The 14,689-nt window shown below is 66.9% G+C and carries 12 protein-coding genes and 1 tRNA gene; 7 read left to right on the plus strand and 6 right to left on the minus strand.

All coding sequences use genetic code 11. From position 1 onward, the window contains the following. The 3 genes from NBW77_RS07435 to NBW77_RS07445 all read left to right on the plus strand — a co-directional run. The coding region (locus tag NBW77_RS07435; RefSeq protein ID WP_250279483.1) for an NADH-quinone oxidoreductase subunit M at nucleotides 1-988 on the plus strand (988 nt) is incomplete at its 5' end. 20 nt (nucleotides 989-1,008) lie between these two features. Further along, nucleotides 1,009-2,580, plus strand: coding sequence for an NADH-quinone oxidoreductase subunit NuoN (gene nuoN, locus NBW77_RS07440; protein ID WP_131748648.1), 1,572 nt, complete (start codon nucleotides 1,009-1,011; stop codon nucleotides 2,578-2,580). 7 nt (nucleotides 2,581-2,587) lie between these two features. After that, complete coding sequence (locus NBW77_RS07445) at nucleotides 2,588-3,589, plus strand: polyprenyl synthetase family protein (RefSeq protein ID WP_131748604.1); 1,002 nt, start codon at nucleotides 2,588-2,590, stop codon at nucleotides 3,587-3,589. A gap of 170 nt (nucleotides 3,590-3,759) precedes the next feature. On the opposite strand, the gene NBW77_RS07450 is transcribed toward NBW77_RS07445, so the two are convergent. The 3 genes from NBW77_RS07450 to NBW77_RS07460 all read right to left on the minus strand — a co-directional run bounded on the left by NBW77_RS07450 (nucleotide 3,760) and on the right by NBW77_RS07460 (nucleotide 8,384). Further along, nucleotides 3,760-4,488, minus strand: coding sequence for a hypothetical protein (locus NBW77_RS07450; RefSeq protein ID WP_165486287.1), 729 nt, complete (start codon nucleotides 4,486-4,488; stop codon nucleotides 3,760-3,762). Between the two features lie 951 nt (nucleotides 4,489-5,439). Further along, nucleotides 5,440-6,501, minus strand: a complete 1,062-nt coding sequence (locus NBW77_RS07455) for a 2-oxoacid:ferredoxin oxidoreductase subunit beta (RefSeq protein WP_250279484.1) — start codon at nucleotides 6,499-6,501, stop codon at nucleotides 5,440-5,442. After that, nucleotides 6,498-8,384 carry a 2-oxoacid:acceptor oxidoreductase subunit alpha gene (locus tag NBW77_RS07460; protein ID WP_131748600.1) on the minus strand — a complete coding sequence of 629 codons (1,887 nt, stop codon included), beginning with the start codon at nucleotides 8,382-8,384 and terminating at the stop codon, nucleotides 6,498-6,500. Before NBW77_RS07460 ends, NBW77_RS07455 begins: the two co-directional genes overlap by 4 nt. A 414-nt stretch (nucleotides 8,385-8,798) precedes the next feature. Between NBW77_RS07460 and NBW77_RS07465 the strand changes: the two genes are divergently transcribed. Continuing rightward, a complete protein-coding gene (locus NBW77_RS07465; RefSeq protein WP_250279485.1) occupies nucleotides 8,799-9,683 on the plus strand; it encodes a Rossmann-like and DUF2520 domain-containing protein in 885 nt (294 codons plus the stop codon). A 202-nt stretch (nucleotides 9,684-9,885) separates the two neighbouring features. Further along, entirely contained in the window at nucleotides 9,886-10,767 is an 882-nt protein-coding gene (htpX, locus tag NBW77_RS07470) for a zinc metalloprotease HtpX (protein WP_250279486.1), read from the plus strand. A gap of 162 nt (nucleotides 10,768-10,929) precedes the next feature. On the opposite strand, the gene NBW77_RS07475 is transcribed toward htpX, so the two are convergent. Then, entirely contained in the window at nucleotides 10,930-11,418 is a 489-nt protein-coding gene (locus tag NBW77_RS07475; protein ID WP_131748596.1) for a YajQ family cyclic di-GMP-binding protein, read from the minus strand. Nucleotides 11,419-11,616: 198 nt separating this feature from the next. On the opposite strand from NBW77_RS07475, the gene NBW77_RS07480 reads away from it, so the two are divergent. Then, nucleotides 11,617-11,698 (plus strand) — tRNA-Tyr (locus tag NBW77_RS07480). A gap of 159 nt (nucleotides 11,699-11,857) precedes the next feature. Then, nucleotides 11,858-12,385 (plus strand): orotate phosphoribosyltransferase, encoded by a 528-nt coding sequence (gene pyrE, locus NBW77_RS07485; RefSeq protein ID WP_131748594.1) that lies wholly within the window; start codon nucleotides 11,858-11,860, stop codon nucleotides 12,383-12,385. Nucleotides 12,386-12,496: 111 nt separating this feature from the next. Here the strand turns inward: pyrE and NBW77_RS07490 are convergent, their stop codons facing one another. Together NBW77_RS07490 and NBW77_RS07495 are read right to left on the minus strand one after the other, a co-directional pair. Beyond that, nucleotides 12,497-13,003 carry a DUF7144 family membrane protein gene (locus tag NBW77_RS07490; protein ID WP_131748592.1) on the minus strand — a complete coding sequence of 169 codons (507 nt, stop codon included), beginning with the start codon at nucleotides 13,001-13,003 and terminating at the stop codon, nucleotides 12,497-12,499. Between the two features lie 142 nt (nucleotides 13,004-13,145). Continuing rightward, the gene (locus tag NBW77_RS07495) at nucleotides 13,146-14,633 is read right to left on the minus strand and encodes a GH25 family lysozyme (protein ID WP_242606075.1); all 1,488 of its coding nucleotides are present in this window, start codon (nucleotides 14,631-14,633) and stop codon (nucleotides 13,146-13,148) included. Nucleotides 14,634-14,689: the final 56 nt, after the last annotated feature.

Here is a 14,689-nt window from a genome sequence, read left to right on the forward strand (position 1 = left end):
CCTGTATGTGATCTCAGCCGATCAGCTCGGTACCGGGACCTTCGACTTCGCCACTCTTCGCCAGCTTGAGATCACCCCGGGCGTCCAGAAGCTGCTGTTCCTGGGCTTCTTCGTCGCGTTCGCCATCAAGGCGCCGCTGTTCCCGTTCCACACGTGGTTGCCGGACGCGGGCGCGCAGTCGCCGACCGGCGGCGCGATCCTGCTGGTGGGCGTTCTGGACAAGGTCGGAACCTTCGGGCTGATCCGGTACTGCATCCCGCTGTTCCCGAAGGCCTCGTCGTACTTCGCGCCCATGGTTCTCGCGCTGGCAGTGATCGGAATCTTCTACGGCGCTCTGCTGGCCATCGGCCAGCGAGATATGAAACGCCTGGTTGCCTACACATCGTTGGCGCACTTCGGCTTCATCGCGCTGGGAACCTTCGCGTTGACGTCACAGGGTGGGACCGGCGCGGTCCTTTACATGGTTAACCACGGCCTGTCGACAGGCCTGCTCTTCCTCGTCGTCGGGTTCCTCGTGGCCCGTCGCGGCAGCCGAGATGTCGGTGCCTACGGCGGGATGGCGCAGGTGACGCCGGTGCTGGCCGGGGTCTTCCTCATCGCTGGTCTGTCGTCGTTGGCGCTGCCCGGCCTGAACAGCTTCGTGAGCGAGTTCCTCGTGCTGGTCGGGACGTTCACCCGGTACCGGGCGCTGGCGATCGTGGCGACCTGCGGGATGGTGCTCGCCGCGATCTATATCCTGTACCTCTACCAGCGGACGATGACCGGTCCACTGGTGCACGAGGAGGCCCGAGGCGTGCTCGATCTGAGCGTCCGGGAGAAGATCGTGGTCGCACCGATGGTCGTTCTGATCATTGCGCTGGGTGTGTATCCGAAGCCACTGATCGATATCATCCGGCCGACCGTCACGGCCACCTTCGTCGATGTGGGGCACACCGATCCCGCACCCACCGCCCCCGTGAACGCAAGCCAGGCCGGAGGCCACTCGTGAGCGCCGCACCAACCACCGCCCTGGCCCGGCAACTGCTGGCCGCGGGTCCGCAGGGGCCGATCGACGTCCCCACGATCCAGTATGCGGCGCTGAGCCCGGTTCTCATCGTCTTCGCTGTCGCGTTGGCGGGTGTTCTCGTCGAAGCGTTCGCGCCGGCCAGGGCACGACGGGGTATCCAGCCGTTGCTGGCGGCGGGCGGATTCGTGGCGGCGTTCGTCGCGGTGGTGCTGCTGCACGCGCGGCGGCAGGTGCTTGCGGCCGGGGCGGTGGCCATCGACGGCCCGACGCTCTTCCTGGAGGGCGCGATCCTGCTGTTCGCGGCCCTCGCGGTGCTGCTTGTCGCCGAACGCCGGCTGGATTCCTCCGGTGGCGCGATCGTGGCGTCCGCGGCGATCACCCCTGGCTCGCCGGGAGCGACCGCTCAGCGGACGTCCGTGGGGGTACAGACCGAGGCATACCCGCTGATGGCGTTCTCGGTTGCGGGGATGCTGCTGTTCGTCTCCTCGAACACGCTCCTGATCATGTTTGTGGCTCTGGAGATCCTGTCCCTGCCGCTCTACCTGCTCGCCGGTCTCGCCCGTCGGCGCCGGCTGCTGTCACAGGAAGCGGCGATGAAGTACTTCCTCCTCGGCGCGTTCTCCTCGGCGTTCTTCATCTATGGCGTTGCCTTCCTCTACGGCTACGCGGGCAGTGTCAACCTCGGCCGGATCGCCGATGCGGCGGGGACGGTCGGTGCGAACGACACCTATCTCTATCTCGGCATGGCGTTGCTCGGCGTCGGGCTTTTCTTCAAGATCGGTGCGGCGCCGTTCCACTCGTGGACGCCCGACGTCTACCAGGGCTCGCCGACCCCGATCACGGCGTTCATGGCTGCCGGTACGAAGGTGGCTGCGTTCGGCGCGCTGCTGCGGGTTTTCTACGTCGCCTTCGGTGGACTGCGCTGGGACTGGCGACCGACGGTCTGGGCCGTCGCGATCCTGACCATGGTCGTCGGCGCGGTGCTGGCCCTGACCCAGCGCGACATCAAGCGGATGCTCGCCTACTCAGCAATCGCGCATGCCGGTTTCCTGCTCACCGGGGTGGCCGCCGCGAACAGCGACGGGCTGCGTGGCTCCCTGTTCTACCTGGTCGCCTACGGTTTCACGACGATTGCCGCGTTCGGTCTCGTCACCATGGTGCGGACCGCGGACGGCGAAGCCAGCGACCTGTCCCAGTGGCAGGGGCTCGGGCGGCGGGCTCCGGTTCTCGCGGGCATCTTCGCCTTTCTTCTCCTTGCTCTTGCCGGCATCCCGCTGACCAGTGGATTCACCGGAAAGTTCGCGGTCTTCCAGGCGGCGGTCGCCGGTAACGCGATTCCGCTGGTGGTGGTCGCGCTGGTCACCAGCGCGATCGCCGCGTTCTTCTACGTCCGGGTGATCGTGTTGATGTTCTTCCAGGAGCCGACCATGGAGGGTCCCATCGTCGTCACTCGTCCAACCCTCACCTATGCGGCGGTCGGTGTCGGTGCGATCATGACACTGCTGCTGGGAGTGGTGCCACAGCCTCTGCTCGACCTTGCCGGTACCGCGGCAACGTCCGGTTTCGTACGCTGACGCCTATATGAGCGCAACCGGGCTGGATCTCACGGGGATCAGGGCAGACCCTGATCTCGAACAGGCTGTTCGCCGTGGCCTCGACGAGGTCGAACGGATGCTGCGCCACGCCGTCCGCAGTGACGTCCCGTTCGTCACCGAGACATCACGCCATCTCGTGGACGCCGGCGGTAAACGGTTCCGGCCGATGGTGGTGCTGCTTGCCGCTCAGTTCGCGGACCCGACCGCGGCCGGGGTGGTCCCGGCCGCGGTCGCAATCGAGCTCACCCACCTGTCGACGCTCTACCACGACGACGTCATGGACGAGGCGCCGCTACGTCGGGGAGCGGCATCGGCGAACGTCCGTTGGACCAACACGATCGCCATCCTCACGGGTGACTTCCTGTTCGCGAAGGCCTCGGACATCACCGCGGACCTGGGCCCCGCAGCCACCCGCATTCTGGCCCGCACGATCGCCACGCTGTGCGAGGGACAGATCCGGGAGACTGTCGGGCCGGAGCCGGGCCAGGATCCCGTCGACCACTATCTTCGCGTGGTCAGTGAGAAGACCGCGTCGCTGATTGCCGCGTCCGGTCGCCTCGGCGCCATGCTCTCCGGCGCGGATCCCTTCACCGCGGACACCCTTGCCGCGTTCGGGGAGCGGTTCGGGGTGGCTTTCCAACTTTCGGACGATCTTATTGATGTCGCCTCGGAGGAGGCGGATTCCGGCAAGACTCCGGGAACCGACCTGCGGGAGGGGATTCCCACTCTCCCCGTGCTCTATGCCCTGCAGGAGGAGGACGCGGCCGCGGTCAAGCTCCGCCAGCTCATGGGGGATGGGTTTGCCGGGGACGGGGCGCTCGCCGAGGCTTTGGACCTGCTGCGCGGCCACCCGGCCATGCGGCGGGCACGCGTCGAGGTGGCGCGCTGGGCGCGCGAGGCACGTGACTGTCTCGCGTCCCTGGAGAAGGGCCCGGCCAGGACGGCTCTGGAGACGCTCGCCGACTACGTCGTCGACCGCACCGGGTGATCCGCCGATCGACCTCTCACTCGAAGGCCCCAGCACGGTTCGAGTGGAGGTCGATCGGGCTGATCCCTGCAAAAAATGATCATAATGGTGACCGGGGATAGGGCTGTCCGTCTCGGGAAGCCCTATCCCCGGTGCTTTTACCGGCAGAGTTCCTGGACCGGCAGTGCTCCCTACCGGCTGTGAGGCCACACCGGCGGGACGTCGCGGAGTTCGATCACAGTGTCGGATGGGGGCGGAGGCGGGGAAGCCGCCGGGGGTGAAACTGTCGCATCCGGTACTACCGGCGGTTGTCCGGCCGGGGTCTGCCCGCCGGACGACGTGCCGGACACCGCCGACTGTGCGGTGGTGGCCGTACCGTCCGCGGGCGCTGTTGCACCGGCGGGTGCGTCGGTCGGCAGTCCGGTCGAGGGCGTTGGGCTGGTCACGAGCGTGGTCGGCGCCTGCGACATGCCCGCGGATGGCTCGGCTACCGGCCCGTTGTCGACTGACCCGGTGGTTGCCTGGCCGGTCGATGGCTGATCGACGCCGAGTTCGGCCGCCGGCGGGAGCGGGTTGCCCCCCGCGTCGATGCCGGGGGCGCCGGGGGCGCCGGGGACAACGTCGACGGAGTCGGAAGCTGTGGGGAACCCGCCTTGCGGCTGGTTCGCCTCCGGCCCGCTCAGGCCGCCGGCTGCCGTAGCCGGATCACTCCCGTCTACCCGGCCACCCGAGTCGTTCGACCTCGGGTGGCCGGCGGCCGGAATCAGCCCCGTCAGCGGCGTGCGGTTGATGCTCCGGGACGCGCTCGTGACCAGTGGGCCCGGCACCTGCTGGGACCTGTCTGCGGCCCCGGTGGACGGCGCGGCACCGGTCGTCCCGATCTCGCTGGCCTGGCTGTCGTGCCCGCCGGACAGAGCCATACCTGTCACCAGCGCGGAGATGCTGGCCAGGGAAGCGGTCCCGGCGATGACCAGGCGGCCATGACCCTGCTTGGTAGCGGCTCCCCGCTGAGCTGCACGATGTGTGCCGCGCGGGCGGGCAGTACCTGAGCGGGCAGCACTCGACCGGGTGGTACCCGAGCTCGAAGCACGTGCGTCTAACGCCGACGCCGGCTTCGACCCGCCCGTGGAGCTGGTCGCCCGCGTCCCACGCGGATCCACGTCGGAGGAGCCGCGGACCTCGATCTGACCGGGTCGTACTGCCCGACTGCGCCGCACCGAGGTACTGGCAGAGATCGGCCCGGTCACCGTGTCCAGACCGACCGGGTCCGACAGTTGTTGGCGGGGGGTGAACATCGATCCGGGTTGCGCCGACACCCGGTTGATCGATGTGCTGGTGGCCTGACGGGCGCGGTCGGTATCGGTCTGGCGTGGGCTACCCGCCGCCTGTCGTGAATGCCGGCCAGCGGAATGATTACCCACGGCTGACCTCGAAGGTCACCTGGAGTGTCGTTCGGGAAGAAAACAAGGGAATCTGTAGCGGTCGGGACTGCTGGTGACGGGACGGTTCGTCCTGCACTGCTCCTCCGGATCGGTAGCTGTTGGTAGCCCCCCGAGCCCCACCACCCGCCGGTTCGGCTCACAAAGATCCAGACCGATGGATTCGGGATGCCAGATGAGTTATGACCCTACCTGACCAGCTATGGACATTTATCAGGGGAGTCGGACAATAGCGCATCAAAGTAGCGATCCGGATGACCTGCGACGGGAAGGTTCGGGATCTACGACGAACACGCCCGGCCTATCGGATACCGACGGGCCGGGCGTGTCAGGTGGCTACTCGTGTACCGGTCGCCGGCCGGTCGCCGGCGCCAGGTCTCCTGGAGCCTCCGGCCGCACGAGAAGAACCATGATCGCGCGGCCTTTGGTCAACTACGAAACCGTCCAGGTGTCTCCACTGCCCAGGAGCTTCATCAGGTCGCCTTTGCCCTTGCGGGTCTGCTCGTCCGCGATCTGACTGTTGAGCTGCTCGTCGTAGGTGGGGAGATCCACGTCCCGGAAAACCCCGATCGGGGTGACTTCCGAGGAGCTTCCGGTGAGCCGGGACAGCGCGAACGCCTGGCTCGGCTCCACGGCCTGGGCATCGTGGATCAGTACGCTGTCATCGGTTGCGGCACATACTTCCAACTCGCCCGTGGAGCCGCGCCGGATGCCCTTGTCGTGTTCCGCACCGAAGATCATCGGTTCGCCGTGGATCAGGCGCAGGGTTGCGTCATCCTTGGACGAACGGTCCTTGAGGGTGTCGAAGGCACCGTCGTTGAAGATGTTGCAGTTCTGGAAGATCTCCACGAAGGCGGAGCCCGGGTGGGCGGCGGCCGCGCGCAGCACCGAGGTCAGATGCGCCCGCTCCGAGTCGATCGACCGGGCGACGAAGGAGGCTTCGGCGCCGAGTACGAGCGAAAGCGGGTTGTAGGGCCGGTCGAGTGAGCCGTAGGGGGTCGATTTTGTGATCTTCCCCACTTCCGATGTCGGCGAGTACTGCCCCTTGGTCAACCCGTAGATCCGGTTGTTGAACATCAGAATCTTGATGTTCACGTTGCGTCGCAACGCATGGAGCAGATGGTTGCCCCCGATGGACAGCGCGTCACCATCCCCGGTGACAACCCATACGGACAGGTCCGGCCGGGAGACGGCGAGACCGGTCGCGATAGCTGGTGCCCGACCATGGATGGAATGCATCCCGTAGGTCTTCAGGTAGTACGGGAAGCGGGAGGAACAGCCGATACCCGAGATGAAGGCGATGTTCTCGCGGGCTATCCCGAGCTCGGGCAGAAACCCCTGGACGGTGGCCAGAATCGCGTAGTCGCCGCAGCCGGGGCACCAGCGGATCTCCTGGTCGGACGTGAAGTCCTTGCGGGTCTGCGGGCGGTCGGTGAGCGGTACGAGATCGAGTAGTCGGTTGGTGATACCGGTCTGGTTCGTGGTGACGGTCACTGGTTGATCACGTCCTCCAAGACGCCCGCCAGTTCGGCGGCCTTGAACGGAAGCCCGCGGACCTGGTTGTAGCCGATGGCGTCGACCAGGAACTGCGCCCGGACCATGGACCTGAGCTGACCGAGGTTCATCTCGGGGACCAGAACCCTGTCGTAGGCGCGCAGCACCTCGCCGGTGTTGTCGGGAAACGGAAACAGGTGGCGCAGATGTGCGTGGGCGACATGCAGGCCCTTCGCCCGGACACGTCGGCATCCGGCGGCAATGGGTCCATAGGTCGAACCCCAGCCGAGGACGAGCACCCGGGCCTGCCCGGACGGGTCGTCCACCTCGAGCGGGGGGATGTCGCGCGCGATGCCCTCGATCTTCGCCTGGCGCAGGCGCACCATGCGGTCGTGGTTCGACGGGTCATAGGAGATCGAGCCCGAACCGTCGGCCTTTTCCAGACCGCCGATGCGGTGCTCCAGACCAGGGGTTCCAGGGACGGCCCACGGCCGGGCGAGTGTCTCGCTGTCGCGAAGGTACGGCCAGAACTCGGGACCCTTGTCGCCGGCGTGGTTCGGCTCGGTCGCGAACGCCACCCGCAGGTCGGGGAGATCCGCACGGTTGGGCAGCAGCCACGGTTCCGACCCGTTGGCGAGGTAACCGTCGGACAGCAGGATGACGGGCGTCCGGTACTTCGTCGCCAGGCGCGCCGCCTCGATGGCGGCGTCGAAGCAGTCGGCCGGCGAGCGGGGAGCGATGACAGGCAGCGGCGCCTCACCGTTACGACCGTTCACCGCCATGCTGAGGTCGGCCTGTTCGGTCTTGGTCGGCAGCCCTGTGGACGGCCCGCCGCGCTGGATGTCGACGACGACCAGCGGTAGCTCCAGAGCTACCGCAAGACCGATCGTCTCGGTCTTCAGCGCCAGACCGGGTCCGGACGTGGTAGTCACGCCGAGTGAGCCGCCGAACGAGGCACCCAGGGCGGCCCCGACACCCGCGATCTCGTCCTCGGCCTGGAAGGTCCGTACCCCGAAGCGCTTGTGCTTGCTCAGCTCGTGCAGGATGTCGGAGGCCGGCGTGATCGGATAGGAGCCCAGGAACAGGGGCAACCCGGTGAGCTCGGCAGCGGCGACCAGGCCGTAGGACAGGGCGAGGTTCCCGGAGACACGCCGGTAGTGGCCCGGTTTCATCCGGGCCGGTGCGACCTCGTAGGTCACGGCGAATGTCTCGGTCGTCTCACCGTAGTTGTAGCCGGCCCGCAGCGCGGCGATGTTCGCGGCCGCAATTTCGGGCCGCTTTGCGAACTTCTTCTCAAGAAATGCGACGACGCCGTCGGTGGGGCGTTGGTAGAGCCAGCTCATGAGGCCGAGAGCGAACATGTTCTTCGCTCGTTCGGCCTCCTTCTTGTTGACCGTTCCAGCGCTGCTCTCGAGGGCGTTCACGGCTTCGATGGTCATCGACGAGAGAGGCACCCGATGTACCCGGTATTCGTCGAGTGTGCCATCGGTGAGCGGGTCGGAGGAATATCCGGCCTTCTTCAGGTTTGCGCCGGTGAATGCGTCGGTGTTGACGACGAGGTCAGCGCCGTTCGGCAGGTCCTTCAGATTGGACTTCAGGGCTGCCGGGTTCATGGCCACCAGCATGTTCGGGGCGTCGCCGGGCGTCAGAATGTCATGATCTGAGAAATGGAGCTGAAACCCGGAAACTCCGGCCGGGGTACCGGCTGGCGCACGGATCTCCGCGGGAAAGTCCGGAAGGGTAGACAAGTCGTTGCCGAACGCCGCTGTCTCGCTGGTGAACTGTTCCCCAGTGAGCTGCATCCCATCACCTGAGTCACCGGCGAAGCGGATGACGACTCGGTCGAGTCGATGGATTTGGCGGTCCCTGACCTGGCCTGACACGTTGTGTGACCTCCTCGGGTACCGCTCGAGCCTACCGGTCGGACTATTGAGTCGGGGCTCAACGTCCCGGCGGGGTCATCTCACTGTGATGACTGTGACACATACTGGTGAGAGCGGTCACCGGCGTCCGTGCGGTCGACCGGACCACGGTGCCGTGAATCGGACAGCAGGCCGCTCCTGGGCATGGTCGGCCGGCTGTGACTCATGCCGCGACGCCTGATTTCGATCAGATGTCCGATCGATTTCGCAACCGGCTGCTTCATCCGACTCCCAGCGTCCCGCCGTCCCCTGTCGGTGGCGCCCGGCGGATGCGGCGAAGGGCCGGTCGGCCGGTTCCCGGCAGCGGATGGCGGGGAATATGGCCTGGTGGCACAGGACGGCGGTAGCAGCGAAGTCAGGACCGTAGCGCCCGCGGTGCCGGAATTTCGCATCGGGATCGTTGGCGTCGGGCGGGTGGGGACCGCGCTCGGTACGGCGCTGTCGGACGCAGGTTACCCGGTTGTAGCGTTTCATGCGCGTTCCGTCGCGGCACTGGATCGGGCGCGGACCCGATTTCCGGGCGCGTTTCCCGAGACGCCGGCCAAGGTGGCCGAGGCATCCGATGTGCTATTTCTCACAGTTTCCGACGACATGATTCCGGGCGTCGTCGAGAGCGTCGTGAGCGCCGGTGTCCTACGGGCGGGGCATATTGTCGCGCATGCGAGTGGGCGATACGGAGTAGGCATCCTGCAGGCCGTTCTCGACTGCGGAGCGTTCCGGGCGGCAATGCATCCGATCATGACCCTGAGCGGGTCGGACGACGACCCGCGCCTGCTTTCGGGAGCCGCCTTCGGGGTGACCGCCGACCCGGCTGCCGAGCCGGTCGCGAACATGCTTGTCACCGCCGTCGGTGGTCGGGTCATCGCCGTACCCGAGGAAGCGCGGACGGCCTACCACGCCGCTGTCGTTCTCGGGGCGAACTACCTGGGAACACTGGTCACGGCCATGCTTGGTCTGCTGGAGACCCTGGGTGTGGACGCTGCGGCGGATGCTGTCGCGCCGCTGCTACGGCAGTCGCTGCGAGGCGCCCTCGAGCGTGGGCCCGCCGCGTTGACCGGGCCTGTCCGGCGCGGGGACGCAGGAACCGTACAGGCGCATCTGGAAGCGCTCGCAGTGCTCGACCATGAGGTGATGTCGACATACGCAGCCCTGGCATCCCTCACCGTGGACCAGCTCGAGCGGGCCGGCCTGGCCGGTGGCGAACGAAGTCAGGCCGTTCGGGATGTACTGAAGGCCGTACCCGTGAGCACAGCCGAGTGAGCACAGCGAGGAGCGACGATTCGTAGCGGTGAGGCGGCCGGCACACATGGTGAGAATCTGGGCATGACCTCCGTCGGGCAGGGCACTTCCCCCGACGTGACCCAAGTGGCATACCCAAAACCGTGCGTGGCCGGGAACGTCCCCGGTCGACCCGGGCGTTGACCAGGTCGCAACCTTCGAGACGACAGGACACCCGACCGCCATGTCCCACCGCTACCTCAACGGGCTCAAGACCGCCGTCCTGCTGGGCGTACTGTCCGCGGTGATTCTGCTTGTCGGTTCCCTGTTCGGGAGCCGAGGCCTGGTAATCGCCCTGGTGCTCGCCCTGGGCGTCAACGGGGTCTCGTATTTCTTTTCGGACAAGCTGGCCCTGCGTGCGATGCGGGCATATCCCGTGAGCCAGGTCGAACAGCCTCGGCTGTATGCGATCGTCCAGGAACTCGCGACCCGGGCTCGTATGCCGATGCCGCGCCTCTACATCAGCCCGACCGCGGCCCCCAACGCGTTCGCGACCGGCCGCAACCCGCGTAACGCCGCGGTCTGCTGCACCGCGGGAATCATGGAAATCATGGACGATCGGGAGCTGCGTGGCGTCCTCGGCCATGAACTCAGCCACGTGTACAACAGGGACATCCTGATCGCCTCGGTCGCCGGGGCGCTCGCCAGCGTCATCGTGTACCTGGCACACTTCGCACAGTTCGCGGCGATCTTCGGTGTGGGTCGTGGCCAGGAGGACGACGGTGGTCCGAGCATCCTTGAGATCATGCTGCTCGTCGTGCTGGGACCGATCGCGGCAACGATCATTCAGCTTGCCATCAGCAGGGCACGGGAATACCAGGCGGATGCTTCCGGCGCCACGCTGACCGGCGACCCGCTGGCCCTCGCGAGTGCCCTGCGCAAGCTCGACGCAGGCACGGCCGCCCGACCTCTCCCGCAGCGTTCCGAGCTTGCGCCCGCGTCATCGCTCATGATTGCTAATCCGTTCCGAGGAGGCGGAGTCGTGCAGATGTTCAGCACGCATCCGCCGATGGCCCGTCGGATCGAGCGACTGGAGGAGATGGCCCGGATCGACCCCTACCGTTGAGCCTCCGGAGGGAAGTCGTACTCTGGAAAAGCTCGGCCTTGTGCTCGCGGCGGGGCAAACCCCCCAGGTCCCGCCGTGCAGCGCCCCGCCCGAAACCCCCCATCGGGCGGGGCGCACCCTTTTGTCGGACATGTTGATTTTTGCTGGGTCCGGGGCTGCGACTCAGCGGTAGTTGACAAACTGCAGCGGCAGCCCGAAGTCGCTCTCCTTGAGTATCTGGATGACGCGCTGCAGATCGTCCCGCTTCTTGCCGGTAACCCGGAGCTGATCGCCCTGAATCTGCGCCTGCACGCCCTTCGGGCCGTCGGCTCGGATCTTCTTCGAGATCGCCTTGGCCTTGTCGTCGGCGATGCCCTGCTGGACGGTCACCACCAGCCGGTACTCCTTCCCGGACTGGGCGGGTTCGTCATGTTGCAGGGCCTTGAGCGAGATGCCGCGCTTGACCCATTTCTCCTGCAGCACGTCCAGTGCAGCCTTGACCCGCTCCTCGGTACTCGCGGTAAGCAGGATCGACTCGCCGGACCATGCCGCCGACGTCCCGGTGTCACGAAAGTCGAAGCGGGTCTGGACCTCCTTGTGGGTCTGGTTGATGGCGTTGTCGATCTCCTGGCGGTCGACCTTGCTCACGATGTCGAACGACGGGTCCGCCACGGTGATGCGCCTCCCTGTGCTCTCGGGTACTTGTTGTATGCAGTGCGGATCTTCGCATCCGTGCCTGGCACGCCGGACGTGCCCGCAACGCCTGACCCCGAGTCTGCCCAGCGTTGCGCGTCGCGGCACACCCGTCACCGGACAGCCGTGGGACGGGTCGTTGGACCACTCCGTCCATCCCGTATGCTGTCCACCAACGGCAGGTTGCCCGAGTGGCCAAAGGGAGCGGTCTGTAAAACCGCCGGCTCAGCCTACGTTGGTTCGAACCCAACACCTGCCACGAGGCGTCCAATGGTGTTTGCCGGCCTGCGGTCGGCTGCGCTGTTGCCCGTCATGTCCGCCCAGGGGGACGGCCCCTGGGCGTGTCGGTTGCCGCTGCTTGCCGGCCTGCGGTTGGCATCCATGTTTTGCGTGTCGCCTGAGGCTAGAGTCGGCAAGTGTGGCCGACATCGCCAAACTTGCGTCCCGGGTTCGGGCCGCCTCCCATCTGACCGGGCAGTTCCTGCTGCGGTCAGGTCGGACGAGCAGCGAGTACTTCGACAAGTACCTGTTCGAGGCCGACCCGGTGCTGCTTGCGGACATCGCTGACGCGATGCGTCCGCTGCTGCCCGTGGACGCCGATCTGCTGGCCGGTCTCGAGCTCGGCGGCATCCCGCTCGTGACGCTGCTGTCCCAGCGGACGGGCCTGCCGGCGCGGTTCGTCCGGAAGAAGGCCAAGGAGTACGGGACCTGCCGTACCGCGGAGGGCGGCGACGTCGGGGGTCTGCGGGTCGTCCTTGTCGAGGACGTGGTGACCAGCGGCGGTGCCGTCCTGGACGCGGCGCGGGTCCTGCGCGAGCAGGGTGCGAGCGTCGAACATGTCCTGTGCGTGATTGATCGCCAGGAGGGCGGCCGGGACAACCTCGCCGGCGTCGGTCTGGCCTTGCATCCGGTTCTCACCCGTGCCCAGCTGGACGCCGTCGGATAGTCGGATGAGAGCCGTTGCCGGACCCGGCCGGTGATCGGCCGGCGCACGCCGACGCTCCACCCTGACGGATGGTGGGAACGTCGACATGCGCCGACTGATCGCGCAGACGGCTCAGCCTCGGGCTGACACGTCGGGGCCGGACCGGGAGGACCGGGAGGCTTCGGAGTATTCCGGCCGTTCCGCGCGTGCCCGGGGCCGGTCGGTTTCGGGGTACGGGTCGTAGGACCCGCGGATCGGTGCGTCGTGCCTCGTCAGACCGTAGATGACGGCGACGTCGAGCGCGATGAGGACAACCGACCACACCGGGAAGACCGCGAGGAAGGCGAGCTGGGCGATCGCGTTGAGCCCGCAGATGACGATGGCCAGCCACCGGGCCCACTGCTTGCCGGTGAGGATGGCGGCAGCGGTGACTATCTCGACGATGCCCATGCACACCAGCAGCCAGCCCCAGAAGTCCAGGTCCTGGTAGATGACGGTGCCGCTGCTCGTGACGAGGTAGCTGTAGTTCCTCAGTGCAGCGATTCCATAGATGAGGTTGTGAAAGCCCGCGATGAAGATGATGACTGCCGCGAACACCAGCCATCCACCGCCGGCGCGTACTGACCGTACCGGTTCCATGTGAATCCTCCCCGGAGCGTGGCGGGACGGTTAGCCCCTACCTGGCCATGCCCTCGACATGCCTTGGACATGCCCCCTTGCCCGGACATCCGTACCCGCGAACCGGCTTCGGCCGCGGACCCCACCCTCGTTGGGTGGGGTTTCAGGGACGGACGATCGTGACCGTGCCGGAGCTGGCGTCCCAGCGCAGGGAGCCGAACTGGAACGTGCTTTGTCGCCCGCCCGCCACGGAATACTCGTCACTGACCGGCAGGCCCAGCTCCGAACCGGCAGCGCCGAGCGACAGGTAGTAGCTGAGGATCGTTCCGTGGACCTCGTGCGCACCGGTGAACCGGCTCCAGTAGATCCGGCCTCCCTGGAACACCGACTGCCGGCTGCCCGGCACCTCGGCGTCGATCTCGTCACTGGTGGGTCGTCCCAGGAAACTGTTGCTGCCGCCCAGGATGAGGTATCGCGTGCTGATCCCGCCGTGTACCTCGTGAACGCCGGTTGCCACCGACCAGAAGAGCAGACCCCGCTCGAACTGCCGCCACCGCCCACCACCACCGGCGGGTTCCTCGTCCCGGATGGCTGCCGCAAGTAGCGAGCGAACCAGCGCGTCCGAGTTGTAGCGCCGGTCGATCTCGCTGAGCCTTCCGTCGGCGTTGACGGACAGGGAATCCAGACTGCAACAGAAGCGGCTCATATCCACATATCCGGTGATGCCGCGGACGAGCGCGGACGGTGTGTACTGCCACATGAGCCACTTCGTCCAGCCGCCGGGGAGCGCTCCGGGGGAGGAAGGGCCGCCGGAGGACGACGCTCCGTTGTAGATGGCGAACCACAACGGGTATCCGGAGAACGATGGATTGTTCTGCATCGTGTCGGTCCAGAATGATCGGTAGGTGTAGAGAATGGGCGCACGCCCGGTTCTGGTCTCGACCTCCTCCAGGAAGGTGCGGGTCCACTCGGTGAGCTGGCTGGTTGACAACCCGCCGTCGACCTCGAGGTCGAGAACCGGGGCCAGTTGCTCGTCGGACCGGGTCAGTCCGGTCACGGAGAGAAACCGGTCCGCCTGTTCGACCGCGGTCGCGATCGGCAGGACGGGCCGGGCGTAGTGGTAGGCGCCGACCGCAAGACCGGCCTGGGTGGCAAGGCTGTGGTCAGCGGCGAAGTACGGGTTGGTGTAGCTCTTGCCCTCGGTGGCCTTGATGACGGCGAACCTGATGCCGGCGGAGCGGACCCCGCTCCAGTCGATCCCGGCGCTGCCCGAGTGCTGCCATGAGGAGACATCCACACCTTTCGGCCAACCCGCGGGAATGGCCAGCATCGACCGGGTACCGGCCGGCGTCTCCCCGGTAGGGGTCGTCGTGGTGGTGCCCGCGACCGGAAGGACGTCGACGTCGGTTCCCGCCGTGGGGGTGTCGATGGCGACGTCGGTATTTCGGGTGCTCGCCATGGCCGGGTGCCGGGTGGCTGGGGCTGTCGGGCCGCTTGCTCCATCACCGGGGACGGTCGCGACCGTGATGAACATCACTGCGGCGGCGGTGGTGCCGGTGTGGAGAAGGGCCTGCCTGCGACGCCGTGGGCGGCCGCGCCGGCCGGGTCCCGGATCGTCGTCCTGGCATGCGGTTGAAGGCGTGACGTGCACGGGAGCTCCCATGGCAGATGCGGGTGGGCTGGCCAAGGGGTGATCTCAGGTGGCGG

Origin of the sequence: Frankia sp. Cppng1_Ct_nod (genome assembly GCF_920656135.1) — a bacterium.
Classification (GTDB): Bacteria; Actinomycetota; Actinomycetes; order Frankiales; family Frankiaceae; genus Protofrankia; species Protofrankia meridionalis.